The sequence below is a fragment of the bacterium genome (genome assembly GCA_035703895.1).
Classification (GTDB): domain Bacteria; phylum Sysuimicrobiota; class Sysuimicrobiia; order Sysuimicrobiales; family Segetimicrobiaceae; genus Segetimicrobium.
In genome coordinates this window covers 1-19,310 of record DASSXJ010000100.1, presented here as the reverse complement: position 1 = coordinate 19,310, position 19,310 = coordinate 1, and the positions used below count along the sequence as shown (strand labels likewise).

Genomic DNA, 19,310 nt, shown 5'->3' with positions numbered 1-19,310 from the left:
GCCGTGGGGCCTGCGTTGGTCGCGGAGTTCCTCTATACCTTTGCGTTGGTATACGTGATGCTCAACGTCACGACCGCTAAAGGAACCGCAGGGAACTCCTTTTACGGCCTGGCGATCGGGATGACCGTGATGACCGGCGCATTTGCCGTGGGCGGGATCTCGGGCGGCGTGTTCAACCCGGCGGTGGCGGTGGGTATCTCGACGATGGGACTGGTCCCCTGGTCGAGTTTTTGGATCTACTTGGTCGCGAACTTGGCCGGCGGTGCCGCGGCCTCGCTAGTGTTCAAGTCGCTGAATCCCGAGGACGCGTAAGGCGGAGGGTCACTCGGTGTGGGAGGTCGGTCCGGGCTCGATCGGGCTCACGGGGGAGGATGTAGGCTCCGAGGTGGGTGCATTCGCCGCCGATTCCGGCTGCCCCTGATCCGCCCGCCGCGCGTGCCTCCGGGCAAGCTTGGCTTCCCGCTTGGCCTTCTTCTTGAGCTCTTTCGTCCGCTTCGCGGCTCCGTAGTTTGGACGGGCCATTCGAAACACACTCCCTTCTCGCGTCCTCTTGTGCGCCCGGACGTCGGTGCAAGCAGTATACCACGCCGCTGTGCGAATGCACGCGCCTGCCGGCGCCGGCTTGGGAGCATTCGACACGTGAGTGCGTACGTGCTACACTGAATACACACACCTCACCATCACTTCATCATTTGAATGAGCCGCCGGTCTCAACTGCCGGCCACCGGCGTCACGGCTGACGGAGAAGGAGGATCCTCACCCACATGCGCGTCCGGGGCCCGACCGGTGTTGACCTCAAATGGCGAGAACAAATCGGGAAGATCCGATCTGCCGCTCGTCGGGGGAAGCACGCCGCCGAGATCGCGGAGCTGTACGAGGTCTCCGTCGCAATGGTCGAACGCGTCCTCGTCCCTGTGGATCATCCCAGGCTTTCGGATCCCGTCCATCTGCTACGAACCCGGCGTGAGCCGCCCGGAATGACCCCGGCGGATGTGCAGATGTACTGGCTTGGCTTCCTCATGGCCGCGGGGCATATCTGGGGCCAGGGCACTTCGTTGACGTTGGTGATCACCCTCGGCGACCGGTCCCAGCCAGAGATGGAGACCTTCATGGATGACCTCGCCACGGACTACATGCGCTGCGAATATTGCCGCAGCAGCGTCGTCGGGTGGCAGGTCTACCTCCGGGATCAAAGCCTCTGCAAGGCGCTGTTTCCGTGGGGAATCCCGTCAGAGCTGCACGGGGACGACGCCACCATCCTCGAAGACCTCCCTCGCGAACTGGCCACTCCGTTCTTGCGGGGATACGTGGATGGGAGCTGGCCGTCGCCGCACGCCGCGGGGACTCAGAAGGATACCCGAGTGACGCTACAGGGCACCCCTGCCATTCTCAGTGGAATCAACACGATGATCCAGCGGCACTGGTCGGCTACGGGGGGCCGGGTGACGGCGCAGGGGTCAAGAGCTGAGCTCCGGTTCGTGCATCCCACCGCGTGTAGGATCATCCGGGACCATCTCGACCACTATCCGTCGCGACTCCACAAACGTCTCGAAGCGCGGATCCCCTAGACCGGCTCTCGAAACCGACGCCGCTACGGCTTCCGGCCGTTGGGGAAGGCCGACGGTCGCCTCCACGAGTTGCCGCGGACAGACGCCCGCCGCGGGAGGACGGCAACCCGAGTCCGCTCCGTCAGGGCGGTCCCGTAATGGCGTCGCGCGCACTCGGTTGAGCAGAAATCGTCCCCCTGCTCGACCGCAAGTACGGGCCGAGGCCTTCCACATGCCTTGCACGGTTCCGATGGCATCACCCTACCTCCGATCCATGGAGAGAAGCAAGAAGGGGGGAAGTATTCCCCCCTCCCTGCGTGCGTAGAACACGATTCGCGAACGTAAGGTCTAGCTCACGGCACGAACTTTGTTGGCCTGCGGGCCCTTCTGCCCCTTCGTCTCCTCGTACTCGACCTTCTGTCCTTCGTTCAGGGATTTGTAGCCCTCACCCTCGATGCCGCTGAAGTGCACGAACAAATCTTTGCCGCCATCGTCCGGCGTGATGAACCCATATCCCTTCTCAGAATTGAACCACTTGACCGTACCTGTTGCCATGCGATCCCCACCTTTAGCTCATGCTACCAACCGACTTTGCAGCCTGCTGATGCCGAATAATTATGACATACACCGGCCTAGAAAGCAAACAATTATTTACTGGATATTGTGCACCCACCCTGTTAGATTGGACGTACGGCACAACGCGGCGGGTGCGCCGATTCCGAAAGATGTGCGAGCGAAAGCGGGATTACCATGGCCCGTCAGCGGCATGTACCGGTGCGACAAGTGCCACGATAGACAGACGAGGCAGGCCGGCATGATCGCCACGCGCTGTGCCGTGCCGCGCGGCGAACCCCAACGTCCATGTAATTGCGCGTACTTCGTCCTCGTGTTGAGTGTGTCCGACGACGCCCCCGCCGGCCTTACGGTGAAATCCACGCATCCCAGGGACGCGTAGGCAACCGCCGCGCAGGACTTTCCCGCCCCCGTGGTGTAGGCGAGTGAGTGGTAGACTCTTCGGCCGGTAGGATCTGAGGAGGTCAACCATGGGGGGCAGGAACCACACCAGCCGCCGCGAGTTCCTCAAACTGGTCGGGGTCGGCACCGCGGGCACTCTGCTCCTCCCTCCCCCGGCGGCGGCCGCGTCGCCGGTGCCGGTCTCCGGCCCGCGCATGCGCGCGCCCGAACCGAACCCCAAACGGGGCGGCACGCTCAGGAACGCCTTCGGCGTCACGACCGCGCATTTCGACGTCCACCAAGGCGCGAATGCCTTCGTCCTCTGCCACATGTACAACGGCCTCGTCACCTACAACCTCGGTGACGGCATCAAGACCGTTGTGCCGGACCTTGCGGCCCGATGGACGATCTCTCCGGATGGGAGAACCTACACGTTCCTGCTGCGGGAGGGGGTCAAGTTCCACGACGGCACGCCCCTCAGCTCCGCCGACGTTCTTGCCTCATACCAGCGTATCATCAGCCCGCCGCAGGGCATCGTCAGCGAGAACAAGGGTCTCTTCACCGTCGTCGACAGGATCGATGCGCCGGATCCCAAGACCTTCCGGGTCGTGCTCAAGGAGCCCCGCGTCTACTTCCTCGAGCTGCTCGCGCAGCCGGCGATGGTCATCTATTCGAAGAAATCGCTGGATGAGAACCAGGGGGATCTGCGCAAAGTGATCGCTCCGGGGACCGGCCCCTTCGTGTTCAAAGAACATAAGCAGGCCGAGAAGTGGACGTTCGTGCGCAACCCGAACTACTGGGATCCGGACCTGCCCTACCTTGACAGCCTGGAGCTGGTGCACGTACCCGCCTGGACCGACCGGGGGACCGCCGTCCTCACGGGCCAGGCAGACATGTCGTGGAATGTGTCGATCGAGACCTTCGCGGAGGGGGAAAAGCGCAAAGACATCGTCAGCGGCAAGAAACTCTACAACTTCGGGGCGTACGCCGTCCTGTTCAACTGCCGGAAGAAACCGTTCGACGATGCGCGTGTCCGCCGGGCGATTCACCTCGCGGTCAGCCGGCAGGACCTCATCAAGGCGTTCCAAACGCAAGAGCCGATCGACAATACCCGATGGGTGCCGCACGGCGACACATACGCGCTCCCGACCGCGGAGATCCTCAAGCTCCCGGGGTACCGGGCGGACAAATCGGCGGACATCCCCACCGCGAAAAAGTTGCTCGCCGAGGCCGGTTATGGCGACGGGATCAAAGGCGTCGATCTGCTCGTCGCCTCGGTGGCCCCGCATTCCGAGATCCTGGCGCCGGCATTTCAGGAGCAACTGAAGCGGACGCTGAACATCGAGGCCAAGATCCGGGTCGCCGAGCGCGCGGTGCTCGTGCAGGAGCAGGCGGCGGGCAACTACGGGGTCGTGATCGACACGCCCGGGCACCTGCTCTCCGATATCGTGCCGCTCGCCGCCGACTACTTCAAGACCGGCGGCTCCCGCAACTGGGCCGGGTTCTCCGACCCCAGGTTTGACCGGCTGCTGGCGCAGGTCGATTCCGAGACCAACCCCACGGCTCGCGCGAAGCTGATTCGCGAGATGGAGGACCTGCTGGACCAGGAGCCGCCGTGGGTGATGATCGGCTATACGTTTCACCTGCCGATGTGGCGCAACAAGACGAAGGGTCTGGCCCTGGACCGCCGCGTCCGGGCGTTATGGGGCCGGTTGGACACCGCGTGGGAAGAACCCTAGCGGCACCGCGCTTGTAACGCCCCCATCTCCGGGAAAGGCACGGGTATGCAGAAGTACCTTCTCGGTCGCCTGATCTCGTCCGTTCCGACGCTGTTCGGGATCAGCGTGGTGATCTTCATTGCCATGCGCATCCTCCCGGGAGATCCGGTGGCCATGATCGCCTCTGAGGGACAGGGCACGTATGTGCTGCACCAGGAGGAACTCGCGAGGGCCCGGGCGACGCTTGGTCTCGACCAACCCTACTACCTCCAATACGCACATTGGATCGGCGATGTCATCCGGGGCGACCTCGGGAGGTCGTTCTGGCGCGGCGAGCCGATTCGCGATCTCATCCTCCGGCGAGGGCCGGTCACCGTGCAGATCGCCCTCATGGCCGTGCTCCTGTCGTGGCTCATCGGCATCCCGGTCGGGATGTCGAGCGCGGTGTGGCGCCGCTCGTTCATGGATTACCTGGCCCGCGTCGTCATGACGATCTTTTTGGCGGTGCCGAGCTTCTGGATAGGACTGGTCATCGTCCTGGTGGGCGTGCTCGTGCTGACGTGGCGGCCGCCGTTGACCACCATCTACTTCTGGGACAATCCGTGGGGGAATCTCCAGATCACGCTCGGACCGGCGATCGCGATGGGCCTCGGGCTCGCCGCGGTGATGGCCCGGATCACCCGCTCGTCGGTGCTGGAGGTCCTGGAGGAAGATTATGTGCGCACGGCCCGGGCGAAGGGCCTGCGCGATCGGGTGATCGCCTGGCGGCACGTCCTGCGGAACGCGTTCCTGCCGGTCATCACCATCTCCGGCCTCGCGCTCGGAGGACTGCTCGGGGGGTCGGTCGCCGTGGAGCGGGCGTTCGGGGTGCCGGGGCTCGGCACGGCGCTGGTGCAGGCGTTGACCGAGCGTGACTGGACCCTCATCCAGAATCTGGTGCTCCTCTACGGCGTCATCTTCACCGCCATCAATCTGGTGGTCGATGTGAGTTACGGGCTCTTCGACCCCCGGATCCGGTATCGGTAGCTGCGGTCCTCCACGTTGCCCGGGTGGATCCCCTCCTCGACGGCGGGAGGGCCTGCGAGGCTGGCCGGCGTCGTCCTCTTCGCGCGCTCGTCGCCGCTCGGCACGGCATGCGGGATATTTCTGGTCCTGGTCGCCCTTGTCGCGATCTTCGCGAACTATCTCGCGCCGTACGATCCCCTTCGGGCCAACTACGCGGCGGTCCGGACCCCGCCGGGGCCCGGGCACCTGCTCGGCACCGATCACCTGGGTCGCGACGCGCTGAGCAGGCTGATCCATGGCGCCCGCATCACGCTGCTGGTCGCCGCGAGCTCGGTGCTCCTCGGCGACAGCGTCGGCTTCGTCTGGGGTCTCACCTCCGGCTACCTGGGCCGTCGATTCGACATGATCAGCCAGCGGGTCCTCGAGGTGCTGCTCTCGTTCCCCGCGCTCATCCTGGCGATGCTGCTGCTGACGGGCCTCGGCTCCGGGCTCCACACCGTCATCGTCGCCATCGCCGTGACTCGTGTTCCGCTATCGACCCGCGTGATCCGCTCGGTGGTCCTCTCGATCAGGGAGTCGGCCTACGTCGACGCCGCCCGGGCGATCGGGGCGGCGCCGATCCGCATCATCCCCCGTCACATCGCTCCCCAGTGTGTGGCGCCCCTGCTCGTGATCGTCAGCCTGAATCTGGGGACGGCCATCTTCGCCGAGTCGGCGCTCAGCTTCCTTGGGGTCGGGGTGCCGCCGCCGGCGCCGAGTTGGGGGAACATGCTCGGCGGCGTGCTGGCCGAAGCGTTCAAACCGCCATGGTGGATGGTGATCTTCCCTGGGGTGGCCATCACGCTCACGATCATGGCCGCCAACCTCTTCGGGGACTCGCTCAGAGATTTTATGGATCCCAAACTCAGGAGGGCGATCAGTTGAACACACTCAAGATCGGCATCATCGGCTGCGGGGCGATCGCTCAGATCCAACACCTCCCCCACCTCCGGGAGCTCAGCGACGAGTTCGTGATTGCGGGGTTGTGCGATCTCTCCCCGACCTTGCTCGCCACCGTGGGGGAGGAATACGGCGTTCCGCCCGAGCGGCGGTTCGTCGACTACCGAGACCTCGTCCGCGGCGACGTCGAGGCCGTGATCGTATGTCCGTCTGGGTCGCACGCCGCACCCAGCATCGCCGCGGCCCGCGCCGGCAAGCACGTCTTCGTCGAAAAACCGATGTGCACGACGGTGGCCGAGGCTGAGGCGATGGTCGCCGCGGCGGAGAAGGCCGAGCGTATCCTCATGGTCGGGTACATGAAACGGCACGACCCGACCTACCAGTATGCCCAAGCGCGGGTCCGGGAGATGACCGACGTCCGCTTCATTCAAGTGAACCACCTCCACCCGGACAACAGCCTGCACACGGCGGAGTTTAGGGTGCACCGCTTCGACGACATTCCGGCCGCGATGCGTGAGGCGACGGCCGCCGAATACCGGCGCGGAGTCGCCGAGGCCCTCGGGTTCTCCGATCCCGAGCGGGTGCCGCCGGCGCTCTTTCGAGCCTACTCCACGATCCTCGGCAGCATGATCCACGATCTCGGCAACCTGCACGGCCTCTTTGGCCCGCCGGCGCGCGTGCGCAGCACCGAGATCTGGGCCGAGGGGCGCGGGATCTCCACCGTGCTGGAATACCCCGATGAGCGGCGGGCGGTCTGCACCTGGGTCGACCTGCCGGAGCTCTGGGAGTTTCGGGAAACGCTCGAAGTATACGGCTCTCGGGAGCGCGTGTTGGTCTCCTTCCCGACCGGCTTCTCCCGGGGCCTCCCTTCGACCGTCACCATTCATGGGATGGACGCCGACCGCACGCCCTGGAAGAGGGAGCGTTCCTGGCACGACAACCCGTTCAAACTGGAACTCCAGCACTTCCGGGCGTGCGTGCGCGACGGCAAGACCCCGATCGCCGATGGGCGGAGCGCCGTTCATGATATCGCGCTGGTCCGAGACATCGTGCGGGCGTACCCCAACACGTAAGTCGCCGGGAGGGACCGCCGTGCCGTTCGACGTCTACGATTACCGGACCGCCGTCCGCAATGTGGTCATCACTCCGGAGATCCGGTCGCGCTTCATGCGGATGGAGCCGGGCACGGTGGCCACCCGGCACAGCCACGACCTGGGCCACGAGGTGTTTCTTGTGCTCGAGGGCCAGGCCGAATTCGAGATCGACGGCGACCGGGCCGTCCTCGGCCCCGGCCAGATGTGTTTCGCCCGGGCCGACCAGATGCACCAGGTTCGCGTGGTTGGAGCCACGCCGATGACGCTCTACCTCTCGGTGACGCCTCACCTAGAACCGACGCACACCCTGTGGGACGAGCACGGCAACAAACTCCCGCCGCGGTACGGCACGGCGACTGTGGCAGAGCGCGCCGAGCAACGCGGGCTGCGCGACTCCACCGAGGTGCTGGCCGGCCGACACGTCGCCGCGGCCAAGGCCCTGGCTGATGCCGCGGCGACGAACGCGGCGGCACAGGAAGCGGGGGCGGTGGGGCTCAAGCGGGCGCTCACGGCCGGTGACCCCGCCGCGGCCAAGGCGGCCTTTGATGGCATGTGGAACCAGATCTACCTGATCTACAAGAGCTTTCAAGCGCTCGAACTCTCCTGGAACGCATTGACCGCGCGGGCGCCGGAATGATGCGCAACGCCCAGGACTAGACGCGCTTGCCGATCGCGAGCGCCACGGCGCTCACCTCCGCCATCAGGGCGGTGAAGTGTTGTGGGGTCAACTGCTGCGGCCCGTCACTGAGGGCTTGATCCGGCTCGGGATGCACCTCCACTAAGAGACCATCCGCGCCCGCGGCCACCGCCGCTCGTGCCATCGGGGCGACGAGCTTCCACTTCCCCGAGCTGTGGCACGGATCCACGACCACCGGGAGGTGGCTTAGGCCCTTCAGCACGGGTACCGCGGCCAGATCGAGCGTAAACCGCGTCGAGGTCTCGAAGGTACGGATGCCGCGCTCGCACAGCACGACGTTGGCATTCCCCTCGGACATGATGTACTCCGCGGCGAGCAAGAGTTCTTCGATCGTCGCGCTCGGCCCGCGTTTGAGGAGCACCGGGTGGCCCGCGCGACCGGCGTCCCGGAGCAAGGTGTAGTTCTGCATGTTGCGCGCCCCGATCTGCACCATGTCCGCGTATTTGATGACGAGTTCGAGCTGACGCGCGTCCATCGCCTCGGTGACGACGGGCAAACCGGTTTCTTCGCGCGCCTCGGCCAGGGCCTGTAGCGCCAGCTCCTCCAGCCCCTGAAAGGAGTAGGGGGACGTTCGCGGCTTGAACGCGCCGCCGCGCAAGAGGTGCGCCCCGGCCGCCCGCACGGCGCGGGCGGTGGCGGCGACCTGCTGCCGGCTCTCAACGGAGCACGGTCCCGCGATCACGACCACCCGGCCGCCGCCGATCGTCACGTCGCGAACCCGGACCGTGGAGTCTTGCCCGGCGTGGAACTCGCGGTTCACGAGCTTGTACGGCTGCAGGATGCGGACCACCCGCTCGACCCCCAGCATCGCCTCCAAGCTCTCGTGGAGCAGTTCCTTCGTGTGGCTGTCGCCGACGACCCCGATCACGGTTCGCTCGACACCCTCGGACATGTGCACGCGAAGGCCCGCGCCTTCGATCTCGCGAACCACCGCCGCTCGTTCGGCCGGCGTATGCCGGGGACCCATCACCACGATCATCGGTGCCCACTATAGCACGCGGCGTCAAGCGACGCAGGGCCGCGCGGATGATGGATGTCTAGCGCGGCCGGCAAAGGGGCACGAACGAGACGAAACGGCGGAGGCGTGGCATGCGCGAACACAACCACATCAGGGACGTGGAACTGGCCCATCTCGAGGTCCTCGCGCGGTTGGCGCTGGTCGCCGAATTTCGCGAGGATCCCTCAGGCAAGCACGCCATGCGGGTCGGCCAGATTTCCGCGGTGCTGGCCAAGACGTTGCGGCTCCCCACGCACACAGTGGAGTTGATCCGCTACGCGGCCCCGCTGCACGATGTGGGCAAGATTGGGATCCCCGATCAGATCCTGCTCAAATCAGGTCAGTTGACGCCCGAGGAGTTTGAGATCATCAAGACGCACACGACGATCGGGGCGAGGATCCTCGCCGAGGGAGTGTCTCCACTCCTCAAGTGCGCGGAGGAGATTGCCCTCACCCATCATGAGCGATGGGACGGGACCGGGTATCCGAACGGCCTCAAGGGTGAGGCGATCCCGATCGCAGGACGCATCGTGGCGATCGCCGATGCCTTTGATGCGCAGCTGGGCGTGCGCGCCTACCGAAAAGCGTGGCCGATCGAAAAATCGATCGCGGAGATAGAGCGCGGAAGCGGAACACAGTTTGACCCCAAGGTCGTTGAGGCCTTCCTCGCACACACCAGAGCCTCGGGTGTCCTGCAGGCCTGACCGATCGTCTCACACCCCACCAGATAGCTGCATCGGCAGTTGACACCGCCGGTTCCTCCCGTTATTTTTAGATGGCACTAATATACGTTAGCCAGCTAGAAGGAAATTTGCGCCCCTGGGGAAATCCAATGTCGGTCATTACCGGCGTCATGCAAGACTATTTGAAGGCGATCTACAAGCTCCAGCAGGATCGGGGCACCGTGTCAACCTCGGAAATCGCCGAGCGGCTAGGCGTGTCGGCGGCCTCAGCCACGAACATGATCAAGCGCCTCGCCCGCCTTCGGCTGGTCACCTATGCTCGCTATCACGGCTTCGCGCTTACGCCGGCCGGCCAGCGCATTGCGCTCGAAATCATCCGGCACCATCGGCTGATTGAATTGTACCTCGCGCAGCACCTGGGGGTGAGCCTCGACAAAGTCGATAGCGAGGCGGAGAGGATGGAGCACGTGCTTTCGGAGGACGTGGAGGCCCGCATCGCTACGACCTTGGGAAATCCGACGCAGGACCCGCATGGTGATCCCATTCCCTCCGCGGATGGGACCATGCGTGACATCCGATACCCGCAACTGGAGAAGCTCTCACCCGGCGAGACGGGGGTGGTGGTTCGGGTGAGCGACCGAAGCCCTGCGTTGTTACGTCGGCTGGCCAAACTCGGCGTGCTGCCGGGTGTGGTGCTCAAGGTGGTGGCGCGCCGCCACGGCGACTGTCAGGTCGAGGTGGACGGACGTCAATTGAACCTGCCCCGCGCCCTGTGTGAGGGAGTGTACATCCAATGGCTGAGCGTGCCGACAAAGTCTTAAACCTATCAGGAGGCGATGATGGAGGGACGGTCTGAATCTCTGCCGGCGCAGGTCGCGTCCGGTGCCCCACGGCCCGAACTGGCCGGGAGTGAGGTTTCAAGCGGGATTACCCACGAGGATGTCGACCGGGCCCGGGACCGCCTTGCGGTAGAACGCGCGCGACGAGCCGGACGCGCGGGGACGCCTCTCGCACGGCGGCTCCTGCCGCTCTGGTTCCTCATCGGACCCGGGGTGCTGGTGTTTCTTGGCGAAAACGACGCGCCGAGCATGTTGTCCTACGCCGCCACGGGCGCCCAATACGGCATCGGGTTTTTTGTGCCGTTTGTCCTGGTCACGTTCCTAGCGGGGTTCGTGGTGCAGGAAATGACGGTGCGACTTGGCGCAGTGACGCACCGCGGGCATGCCGAACTCATCTTCGACCGCTTCGGGCGGTTCTGGGGGCGCTTCGCGATGGGCGACCTGGTCATCGGCAACTTCCTCACGCTGGTGACGGAATTCATCGGGGTTCGTGCCGGCCTCAGCTTCTTCGGCGTCCCCCCGCTGATTGCCGTCGGTGGCGCAATGCTCATCGTATTCGGCGTGATCCTCACACACCGCTACTGGACCTGGGAGCGCATCACGCTGGGGTTGGCGGTGTTCAACGGCCTGTTCGTACCGGCGGCTCTCCTCGCCCATCCGCAATGGGGCATGATCGGCCGCTCGTTTCTCACGTGGTCCCCGGTCCCGGCTGGCGGTCTCCTGAAGCCCGATGTGATGCTGCTCATCATGGCCGATATCGGAGCAACCGTGACTCCCTGGATGCTGTTTTTCCAACAGAGTGCCGTGGTCGACAAAGGTCTGCAGCCGCGCGACATTCGGGCGGGCCGGACGGACACGATGCTGGGAACGCTCCTCGCCGCGACCTTTGGGATCGCCACCATCGTCGCGACGGCGCCGTTATTCGCGCATGGCATCAAAGCGAGCGACTTCCAGGCGGCGCAGTTCGCCCAGGCGTTGCAACCCCTCATCGGGCGCGTCGGCGCCACTCTTTTTGCCCTGGGGATCTTCGAAGCAGGCCTCGTCGCCGCCATCACCATCTCCACGTCATCCGCGTACGCCTTCGGCGAAGTCCTGCATAAGCCGCATAGCCTCAACCGGCCGCTGTGGGAGGGGTGGTCATTCTACGGCGTGCTACTCGCGTCCGCCCTTGCCGCGGCGGCGCTCGTGTTGATACCTAATGCGCCCCTCACCTACATCGTGTTAATCGTCAACGTCATCGCGGTCCTGGCGATGCCCCCCGCGCTGGTCTTCCTGGTCCTCCTGGTCAATGATCCCGTGGTCATGGGTGAGTATACCAACGGACGGTGGGCGAATATTGCCATCGTGATCGTGACGGCGTTGCTGGTCTTGGCGGGGTTGGGGTACGGGCTGGTCACCGTGTTTCCCAAGCTCCTGGGCGGCGGGTAGGATGTGTTCGTCTCGGCGCAGATTCGGCATTCGCGCAGCCATACATGGAGGTGATGGAGATGAAACCAGAACACGATACCCCGGGCGCCACCATCCACCGTGCCGAGGCGACGGCCCCAGCCGAACCCTCAGATGTTGTGCACCTGGATCTTCGACCGGACACGGTGCTCTCGGTGCTGGAGGCCGATCAGCTGGTCGCCGCTAAGGAACGCCCCGGCTTTGGTCAACGGCAACTGTCAGGCGGCGTCCGTGTGCTCTTGTGGGGCCTGCGTTTCTACGTGATCGTCATGATGGCCCTCGTCGCGATTCAAGTCGCGCACGCGGTCCAGGGGGCCGCACATTAAAAAGGGGGGGCGACAGCACAAGGATCATGGGGTCCGCTGCCTCCGTGACGTTCTCGGGGTGACCTACAAACGCCGGACCGCCTTCATCGCCGCCGCGAGGGACTGGCGTCGCCGGAAGAAGTCCTGCCAGGGGGTGTGTCCCTGCCGGCGTCCGACGAAGTTGCCCAGATTGAAATCCGACGGCACGAGTCTCGGCGACACCTCCGCCCACGCGAGCGGCGTCGACACGGGTGCCTTGGGCCGCCGGCGGACCGAGAACGGCGCGGCGACCGTCTGGGCGAACCCATTCCTGTACGGATCGAGATAGACCCGGCCCCGGCGTGCGGCGATGTGAGCGTCGACGGTCAGGTCCTTCGGGTGGGCTGCAGCCAGCCGGCTGACAAACGCCTCGGCGAATCCGAGCACCTCGCTGACGTCCGGCCCGACCCGGATGGGAACGAACACGTGCAGTCCCCTACTCCCTGATGTCTTAGGAAACGAGGCGACCCCGAGCGAGTCCAGAGCGTCTTTGACCAGCAGCCCGGCGCGGGCCGCATCGGCGAACGCGCCCGACGACGGATCGAGATCGAAGCAGACCCAATCGGGCCGGCGAGGGGCCCCCGCCCGGCTGCCCCAGACATGGACGGCGATGCAGCCGAGGTTGACGAGCGTCAGTTGTGTGGCGCGGCTCCCCCCCACGACGTAATTCGTCGATCCTTTCGCGTCACGGACCCGCTTCGTCGGGGTGCGCGGCGGCATCCCCCGCGGCGCCTCGCGTTGGTAGAAGCACTCCCCGCGCATCCCGTCCGGGCAGCGCTCGAGGGTGAGCAGCCGGTCTTTCACGAAGGGAGCGAGAGAGGGAAAGATCGCGTTGTAGAAATGGGCCAGGTCGAGTTTGGTGTACCCCTCGGTGGGCCAGAAGAACTTATCGGGATGCGTCACGGTGACGGCCAGGTGTTGCGTCGCAGCCCGTTCCGCCGGCCGCCGGGTCACGGCGTGGCTCCCGGCATGGCGACCTCCGATGGCCGCTTGTCGTCTCGGAGCCCGAGAAAGACGGGCTGCCGCAGCTTTCGGTCCGCCGTCCACTCCTCAAAGGCGATCTGGGCGACAAGGCGGGGCGCCAGGTACGTGACCCCGCGCTCGCGCGGGGGGTCGACGAGCGGAGACGTCTTTCGCACCAATGGCCGGAAACTGCGAGAGAGCGATGCCAGTCGGCTCTCGCTGAACCCCGTCCCGACCTTCCCCACGTAGCGAAGAACCCCGTGGTCGTATGCGCCGAGCAGCAACGCGCCAAAATGGCTGCGGTGGCCCCCTGGTGCGGTATAGCCCACGACCACAAACTCGTCCTCCTGGTGCACTTTGACCTTCAGCCACTTCGTCGAACGCTTCTCGATGTAGGGCGAGGAGAGATCCTTGGCCACCAGCCCTTCGTAGCCCTTCCGTTTCGCGGTGCGGTAGGCGGCGAGCCCATCTTTGTCCAGGCGTCGCGCCAGGAGGAGGCGCTCGTTCTTGTTGATGGCCGACTCCAGTGACTTCCGGCGGACGGTGAGCGGCTCGCGGCGCAGGTCACGGCCGTCTAGGTAGAGGCAATCGAAGATCGCGTAGTGCGGCTCGATCCGGCCCTGCTGCAGCAGCTGGAAACGGGAAATGCCGCCCCCATCGAAGGCCACGACCTCCCCGTCCAAGAGCAGGGTGGTGGAGGGCAACCCTCCGATCACGGCGGCGATCTCTGGGAACGTCGCGGTACGGTCCTTCGCGTTCCTCGACACGAGCCGGACGGCGGCGCCTTCCTTGTATGCCAGGATCCGGTCGCCATCGTACTTCTCCTCATAGACCCAGCCTGGCCGGTGAACGGGTTCCTTGACGAGGGTGGCCAGCATCGGGTGAACGCGGAACGGGACGCGGTCGTTCAACGGCGCTGCCCTCTTCGCGACGCGGGCGCGCGACGCCGCGGCGCTGGGCGGCGAACGATCGCGGCGGTGGCAGACCCTCCGGCTCGCCCGGCCGCATCCCCCGACGCGGCCCCGGCGATTCCCGCGAGCGTCCTCCGGGAAACCACCGAGTTGGGCCTGGAGACTGTAACGTCCCGATCGGAGGCGTAGGCGTCACGGTGCTTGATCAGCAGCCAGGCAGGGCGGCCCGAGGACGCCGGGTAGCCGCTGCGGGTTCGCACCAGCACCCACGAACCCTTGAGCTTCGTCCCGCGCAGCGTGAACTTCAGCTCACCCCGCCGCAGCGCGGCATCGACGTCCGGGTCGTCGGGGACCCACGTCCCGCGGTCCCAGACCATGACCGTCCCCGCTCCATATTCACCTTCCGGGATCACACCCTCGAAGCGGGCGTAGTCGACGGGATGGTCTTCCACGCGCATCGCCAGGCGCTTGACCGATGGATCGAGTGACGGCCCCTTGGGCACCGCCCAGGAGAGCATCACGCCGTTCGCCTCGAGGCGGAGGTCGTAATGAAGGTGGCTGGCTTGATGCTTTTGGATCACATACGTGAGCTTCCCCGCCGTCTTCGAAGGCGGTCCGGGCCGCCCCTCCGGCTCAGGCGTCCGGCCAAAGCGTCGCTTCCGGCGATACTCCTGAAGGCTCATTTGACCGAGGCGGCGATCTGATAGCCCATCTGCCGGAGTTCATCCCGGACGGCCTTGATCCGATCGGGTGTCGGAGGATGGCTCGCGAACGCGGTGCCGACCGCGCCCTGCTTCTGCTCCAACCCTTGGAGGCGCTCGAAAAAAGACACGGAGGCTCGAGGGTCAAATCCGGCTTTTTTCGCGAAGATCACACCGTAGTGGTCCGCCTCATATTCCTTGTCGCGAGAGTATTTCGCGCCGAGCAGGCCGCTCGCGACCTGGGAGAGTTGATACGCGCTCAAACTGCCTCCGAAGAGCAGCTGGGTGATCAGGATGGCGCCGAACTGCAGCTCCATTTGCTTTTGGGCCAGGTCGACGGCATGCCGGTGAGCGATGTGGGTGGTCTCGTGTCCCAGCACGAATGCCAGCTCGTCCCTGGACTTGACGAACGGCAGCAGCCCTTTGGTCACGAACACAAACCCTCCCGGAGCCGCGAAGGCATTCACGGAGGCATCTTGCACGATATGGTAGGTCCATGGGAGGTTCGGCCGTTCCGACACGTGCGCGAGTTTGAGGGCAATCCCCCTCACATATCGGGTCTTCGCCGGATCGTTGACGAACCCGTACGTCTTAAGGACCTCGGCCTCGACCTGACGCCCGATCTTGATCTCATCCGCTTCGCTAACCGCGAAGAGTTGGGCATCGGCGATCGAGGAGCGGGGAGCGAACGGCAGCACGACTGCCACAACGGCTGCGGCCATGGCCGTGATCAATCGACGCCGACTGAACCGCACACGCTCACCTCTTTGACTGCTCAACGCAAAACGGGACGGCTTGACCGTCCCGACCCGAGCGTTGACGTTGCACGCGGGAACAGCCTTCTACAGCCGAACGGCAATCGCCCCGTGGTCGTCGCAGTGGTCGCCGTGCGGATGATGCAGGTGTCCATCATGCAGATAATCGACGTGATCACCGTGCTGGACGGTCACATGGCCGCAGCCCGAGCCATGTCGGTGGCTGTGTCCCTCGTGCACCTTGCAGGTCGGTTGCCGCACCGTGTCTCCTTTACGCCGCAGGCATCCCTTTGGCAAGTATACCGCTCGTTGCAGTGAACGGCAAACGCCCCGCGCACCGCTGCCGCGCGCTAGAAACTGTAGCCAAGCGCCGCCGCAACGTGTGCTGCTGGTCGATGCCGCCCACGATGCAGGGCATGGCGATCACGCGACCACGCCGCGGAAGTGCGGAGGTGACCGGTCTACGCTCTCGGCGCCACCATGTTCAATGAGACTCGGACGAGGAAGGCCTCGTTAACGACCCGCGGCCCGCGTCTTCCGCTTCTGCAGATGGCCGCCGCGCCATCTTCATCGTACCCACACTTACAGCGCGCGCGAGCAGATAAGCGGCGAAGCTCAGAGTCGCGACGAAGAAGCTGACCGGAAGGGATGTGTAGATCGCGCAGGCGAGGCCGCCGATGGTGGCAACGAGCGCGATCCCCACACTGTAGGCCACCACCAAGCCTGGGTGGGCCGTGACCCGCTGCGCGGCCGCCGACGGGACGATGAGCAGCGTCAGGATCAGCAGGACACCCACGACTTGGACGGCCTCCGAGACAGCGAGCGCCAGCAGTAAGAGGAATACCGTGGAGAGCAGACGGACGGGGACGCCGCGGGCCTCCGCCACCTCGGGATCGACGCTGGCAAAGCGCAACGGGCGGTAGATGACGGCCAGGACCGCGATGGCCACCGTTCCGACGATCAGCGACCGGACGATGTCCCCCGTGGTGACAGCGAGGATCGACCCGAAGAGGATGCCGAACGCTTCCGTCGCATAGCGCTGGGTGAGGCTCAAGAACAAGACACCGAGGCCGGTGCCGAAGGCGAGGACGCTCCCGATCGCGATGTCGCGTTCGCGCAGACGAACTCCAAGGACCCCGATCGCCGCCGCGGCGGCAAACGTCGCGGTCAGCACCCCGATCATGGGCGACGCTCCGAGCAGCACCGCCCCGGCCGCGCCGGTGAAGCCGAGTTCGGCGAGGCCATGGACAGCAAACGACATATTGCGGGCGGTGACGATCGGCCCGACGCAACCCGCCAGGACGGCGGTGATGATCCCGGCGAGCAGCGCGTGCTGTACGAACGCGTAGTGCCACAGCGAACTCATCGGACGCCCGCCCGATGGCCAGGCAACGGCTCGTGGCCCCCGAGTTCAGCGCCCAGGACCACGACCCGCCCCTCGATGCGCAGCACCTCCACCGGCCGTCTATAGAGACGGGTGAGGGTCTCGGAAGTCAACACCTCGTCGACATCGCCGACCGCCCATGGACCACCGGCGAGCAGTAATACGCGATCGATCACGGCCAAGAGCGGGTTGACATCGTGCGTCACGAAGATAACGGTGACCCCTCGCTGGCGGTTCCACTCCGAGAGCAACTGCACGATCGTCTGCTGATAGTTCAGGTCCAGGCTGAGGAGTGGCTCGTCGCAGAGCAGTAAACGGGGCCTGCCGATCAGGGCCTGTGCGACCCGAAGACGCTGCTGCTCTCCGCCCGAGAGCCGTCCGATCGGTTCGTCGGCAAACGCCCGGGCATCGAGCAGCGTCAGAATCTCGTCAACTTGGCGGCGCGCGACCCTCGAATCTCGTGTGAAGCCCCACTGGTGCCCGTCCAACCCAAACCGCACCAGATCGCGGCCGCGAAGTGGCAGATCGGCATCAAAGGCTCGTTGCTGGGGAATGTACCCGATCGCCGGGTTGCCGCGGTGAGGAACGCGTCCAAGCACCTCTGCCTGCCCCTCGCTGAGCGGCTGGAGACCCAACAGGACGCGGAGGAGCGAGGTCTTGCCGGTGCCATTGGGGCCCAGCACAGCGAGAAACTCCCCGGGCGGCACCACCAGCGACAAACCCTCCCACAGCGGCCCGTGGCCAAAATGCAAGAGTGCGTGGTCCAGCCTGATCGCAGGGAAGTCCGACACTACTTACTCGCTGCGAGCGCCGCCCGCAACGCCTCCAATTGGGAGAGCATCCACTGCTGGAAGGACTTCCCCGGCGGCTCGGTCTCCGACACGCCCACCACGGGCACGCCCACGCGTCTCGCCAGCTCCCGGACCCGGGTGGTGATGGGGGAGACCGTCTGGGTGTTGTACAAGAGCACCTTCACCTGGTGTGTCTTGAGCTGGTCCTCCATCCGGGCCAGCGCGGAAGCCGGCGGATCCTCCCCTTCCTCAATCGCTTTTTGAAACTCTATGGGAGTGAGGACGTTCAACCCCAGAGCGGCGGCCATGTAGCCGAAGACGGGCTCGGTAAACGCGATCGGGGTGCCCCCGTATTGCGCCTTGGTGTTGGCGATCGCCTGATTCAGGGGCAGCAGCGAGGCCTGAAACGCTCGGTACCAGTTGCGAAAGGAGGTCGCGTTGCCCGGATCGATCTGGACGAGCGCCTCGAGGACGGCTTGAGCGACCTTGGGGATCGTCGGGGGATCGTACCAGAGGTGCAGATTGTCGCCCTTCTTGTGGCCGGTCAGCTCGGCCACGACAATCACCTTGCGCTGTGGATTTGGCGACGCGGCCATCAACTGGTTCATGAAATCGTCGTAGCCGATCCCGTTTTGGATGACCAGGCGGGCGTTGGCGACGGCCGCCCCATCCCGCGCGTTGATGACGTACTCATGCGGGTCGACGTTGGGGTCGGTGATGATGCTCGTCACAGCCACGTGGTCGCCGCCGATCTGGCCCACGATGTCGCCGTAGAAATTCTCTGCCGCGACGATGATGATGCGCGATGCGACAGACGCGGCTGGGGCTGCGCGCGCCGCTCCCAGGAGCCCCAGCCCGACCACCACGATCATCCCCACCACGTGCGCCCGCCTTGACAGCATCGAGGGGCTCCCCCATAATCCGTTGTGGAGATTCGGTATCGAGACTCAGTCTCCTAAATATAGGGCGGGGCAAAAGGCGTTGTCAAGAGCCGACGATGACAAGGACGGATCGTTTCGAAAGTCGAACAGATGAGAGGCACTCATGGCGACATCATCGACACTCCCTGAAGCCGTCTGGGCACGGCTGCGACAAGTGGGCCTCCGCGTAACCCCGGTCCGGCGCCGGCTCCTCCGGCTCTTCGCCTCTTCGCGGCGCTGGTATACACCAGAGGAGTTGCGCGCTGCGGCCGAGCAGGCAGGGCTGCACCCGGGCCGCGCCACCGTGTACCGGCTCATCGCGGCCCTCACGGAGGCGGGACTCTGCCGGTCGTTCCCGCAAACAAACCGGACGACGCGGTACGTCTTCTGCGCCCCCGGCCATCACCATCACATGATCTGCCTCGACTGCGGCTCGGTCGCCAGTGTGGCGGACTGCCAGGTCAGCGTGCCGGACAGACGATTCGCCGTCCTCGACCATGTCGTGGACTTCTTTGGCCGGTGCACCCGGTGTCAGAAAAAAGTCGCCCCAGCCCGCTAATCTCCCCTCTCTACTACTTTCGTCACGTTGTACCGAGCTCGTCCCTCATAGTATCGTGGCAGT

Annotated in this window: 22 protein-coding genes; 12 read left to right on the top strand and 10 right to left on the bottom strand. The window is 65.3% G+C overall.

Going from position 1 to position 19,310, the window contains the following annotated elements; genetic code table 11:
• Nucleotides 1–312: aquaporin (locus VFP86_06870; protein HET8999350.1), on the top strand; the 312-nt coding region annotated here is incomplete at its 5' end.
• 9 nt (nt 313–321) lie between these two features.
• Here VFP86_06870 and VFP86_06865 read toward each other — a convergent pair.
• Nucleotides 322–522 carry a hypothetical protein gene (locus tag VFP86_06865; GenBank protein HET8999349.1) on the bottom strand — a complete coding sequence of 67 codons (201 nt, stop codon included), beginning with the start codon at nt 520–522 and terminating at the stop codon, nt 322–324.
• 242 nt (nt 523–764) lie between these two features.
• On the opposite strand from VFP86_06865, the gene VFP86_06860 reads away from it, so the two are divergent.
• Complete coding sequence (locus VFP86_06860) at nt 765–1,568, top strand: hypothetical protein (protein ID HET8999348.1); 804 nt, start codon at nt 765–767, stop codon at nt 1,566–1,568.
• A 327-nt stretch (nt 1,569–1,895) separates the two neighbouring features.
• Here VFP86_06860 and VFP86_06855 read toward each other — a convergent pair whose 3' ends face one another.
• A complete protein-coding gene (locus VFP86_06855; protein ID HET8999347.1) occupies nt 1,896–2,102 on the bottom strand; it encodes a cold-shock protein in 207 nt (68 codons plus the stop codon).
• A 488-nt stretch (nt 2,103–2,590) separates the two neighbouring features.
• Between VFP86_06855 and VFP86_06850 the strand changes: the two genes are divergently transcribed.
• The 5 genes from VFP86_06850 to VFP86_06830 are packed head-to-tail and all read left to right on the top strand — an operon-like array spanning nt 2,591 to nt 7,894.
• A complete protein-coding gene (locus VFP86_06850; protein ID HET8999346.1) occupies nt 2,591–4,240 on the top strand; it encodes an ABC transporter substrate-binding protein in 1,650 nt (549 codons plus the stop codon).
• Nucleotides 4,241–4,285: 45 nt separating this feature from the next.
• On the top strand, nt 4,286–5,245 hold the full coding sequence (locus VFP86_06845; GenBank protein HET8999345.1) for an ABC transporter permease: 960 nt from the start codon (nt 4,286–4,288) through the stop codon (nt 5,243–5,245).
• Between the two features lie 15 nt (nt 5,246–5,260).
• On the top strand, nt 5,261–6,148 hold the full coding sequence (locus VFP86_06840; protein ID HET8999344.1) for an ABC transporter permease: 888 nt from the start codon (nt 5,261–5,263) through the stop codon (nt 6,146–6,148).
• Nucleotides 6,145–7,236 (top strand): Gfo/Idh/MocA family oxidoreductase, encoded by a 1,092-nt coding sequence (locus VFP86_06835; protein ID HET8999343.1) that lies wholly within the window; start codon nt 6,145–6,147, stop codon nt 7,234–7,236. Before VFP86_06840 ends, VFP86_06835 begins: the two co-directional genes overlap by 4 nt.
• Nucleotides 7,237–7,255: 19 nt before the next feature.
• Nucleotides 7,256–7,894 (top strand): cupin domain-containing protein, encoded by a 639-nt coding sequence (locus VFP86_06830; protein HET8999342.1) that lies wholly within the window; start codon nt 7,256–7,258, stop codon nt 7,892–7,894.
• Between the two features lie 16 nt (nt 7,895–7,910).
• Here VFP86_06830 and aroF read toward each other — a convergent pair whose 3' ends face one another.
• The gene (gene aroF, locus VFP86_06825; protein HET8999341.1) at nt 7,911–8,933 is read right to left on the bottom strand and encodes a 3-deoxy-7-phosphoheptulonate synthase; all 1,023 of its coding nucleotides are present in this window, start codon (nt 8,931–8,933) and stop codon (nt 7,911–7,913) included.
• Between the two features lie 110 nt (nt 8,934–9,043).
• On the opposite strand from aroF, the gene VFP86_06820 reads away from it, so the two are divergent.
• From VFP86_06820 to VFP86_06805, 4 genes are all read left to right on the top strand, one after another.
• Nucleotides 9,044–9,655: an HD domain-containing phosphohydrolase gene (locus VFP86_06820; protein ID HET8999340.1), complete on the top strand. Its 612-nt coding sequence runs from the start codon at nt 9,044–9,046 to the stop codon at nt 9,653–9,655.
• A gap of 128 nt (nt 9,656–9,783) precedes the next feature.
• Nucleotides 9,784–10,455, top strand: a complete 672-nt coding sequence (locus tag VFP86_06815) for a metal-dependent transcriptional regulator (GenBank protein ID HET8999339.1) — start codon at nt 9,784–9,786, stop codon at nt 10,453–10,455.
• 18 nt (nt 10,456–10,473) lie between these two features.
• The gene (locus tag VFP86_06810; protein ID HET8999338.1) at nt 10,474–11,901 is read left to right on the top strand and encodes a divalent metal cation transporter; all 1,428 of its coding nucleotides are present in this window, start codon (nt 10,474–10,476) and stop codon (nt 11,899–11,901) included.
• Between the two features lie 59 nt (nt 11,902–11,960).
• On the top strand, nt 11,961–12,245 hold the full coding sequence (locus tag VFP86_06805; protein ID HET8999337.1) for a hypothetical protein: 285 nt from the start codon (nt 11,961–11,963) through the stop codon (nt 12,243–12,245).
• A gap of 63 nt (nt 12,246–12,308) precedes the next feature.
• On the opposite strand, the gene ligD (VFP86_06800) is transcribed toward VFP86_06805, so the two are convergent.
• From ligD (VFP86_06800) to VFP86_06770, 7 genes are all read right to left on the bottom strand, one after another.
• Nucleotides 12,309–13,217, bottom strand: a complete 909-nt coding sequence (gene ligD / locus VFP86_06800; protein ID HET8999336.1) for a non-homologous end-joining DNA ligase — start codon at nt 13,215–13,217, stop codon at nt 12,309–12,311.
• Nucleotides 13,214–14,137, bottom strand: coding sequence for a non-homologous end-joining DNA ligase (ligD, locus tag VFP86_06795; GenBank protein HET8999335.1), 924 nt, complete (start codon nt 14,135–14,137; stop codon nt 13,214–13,216). Before ligD (VFP86_06795) ends, ligD (VFP86_06800) begins: the two co-directional genes overlap by 4 nt.
• The gene (locus tag VFP86_06790) at nt 14,134–14,820 is read right to left on the bottom strand and encodes a DNA polymerase ligase N-terminal domain-containing protein (GenBank protein ID HET8999334.1); all 687 of its coding nucleotides are present in this window, start codon (nt 14,818–14,820) and stop codon (nt 14,134–14,136) included. The genes ligD (VFP86_06795) and VFP86_06790 overlap by 4 nt, the downstream gene beginning before the upstream one ends.
• Complete coding sequence (locus VFP86_06785) at nt 14,817–15,593, bottom strand: M48 family metalloprotease (protein ID HET8999333.1); 777 nt, start codon at nt 15,591–15,593, stop codon at nt 14,817–14,819. Before VFP86_06785 ends, VFP86_06790 begins: the two co-directional genes overlap by 4 nt.
• Before the next feature lie 484 nt (nt 15,594–16,077).
• Entirely contained in the window at nt 16,078–16,959 is an 882-nt protein-coding gene (locus VFP86_06780) for a metal ABC transporter permease (GenBank protein ID HET8999332.1), read from the bottom strand.
• On the bottom strand, nt 16,956–17,687 hold the full coding sequence (locus tag VFP86_06775; protein ID HET8999331.1) for an ATP-binding cassette domain-containing protein: 732 nt from the start codon (nt 17,685–17,687) through the stop codon (nt 16,956–16,958). Before VFP86_06775 ends, VFP86_06780 begins: the two co-directional genes overlap by 4 nt.
• 80 nt (nt 17,688–17,767) lie before the next feature.
• Nucleotides 17,768–18,670, bottom strand: a complete 903-nt coding sequence (locus VFP86_06770; GenBank protein ID HET8999330.1) for a zinc ABC transporter substrate-binding protein — start codon at nt 18,668–18,670, stop codon at nt 17,768–17,770.
• Nucleotides 18,671–18,812: 142 nt separating this feature from the next.
• On the opposite strand from VFP86_06770, the gene VFP86_06765 reads away from it, so the two are divergent.
• Nucleotides 18,813–19,247 (top strand): Fur family transcriptional regulator, encoded by a 435-nt coding sequence (locus tag VFP86_06765; protein ID HET8999329.1) that lies wholly within the window; start codon nt 18,813–18,815, stop codon nt 19,245–19,247.
• Nucleotides 19,248–19,310 lie beyond the last annotated feature (63 nt).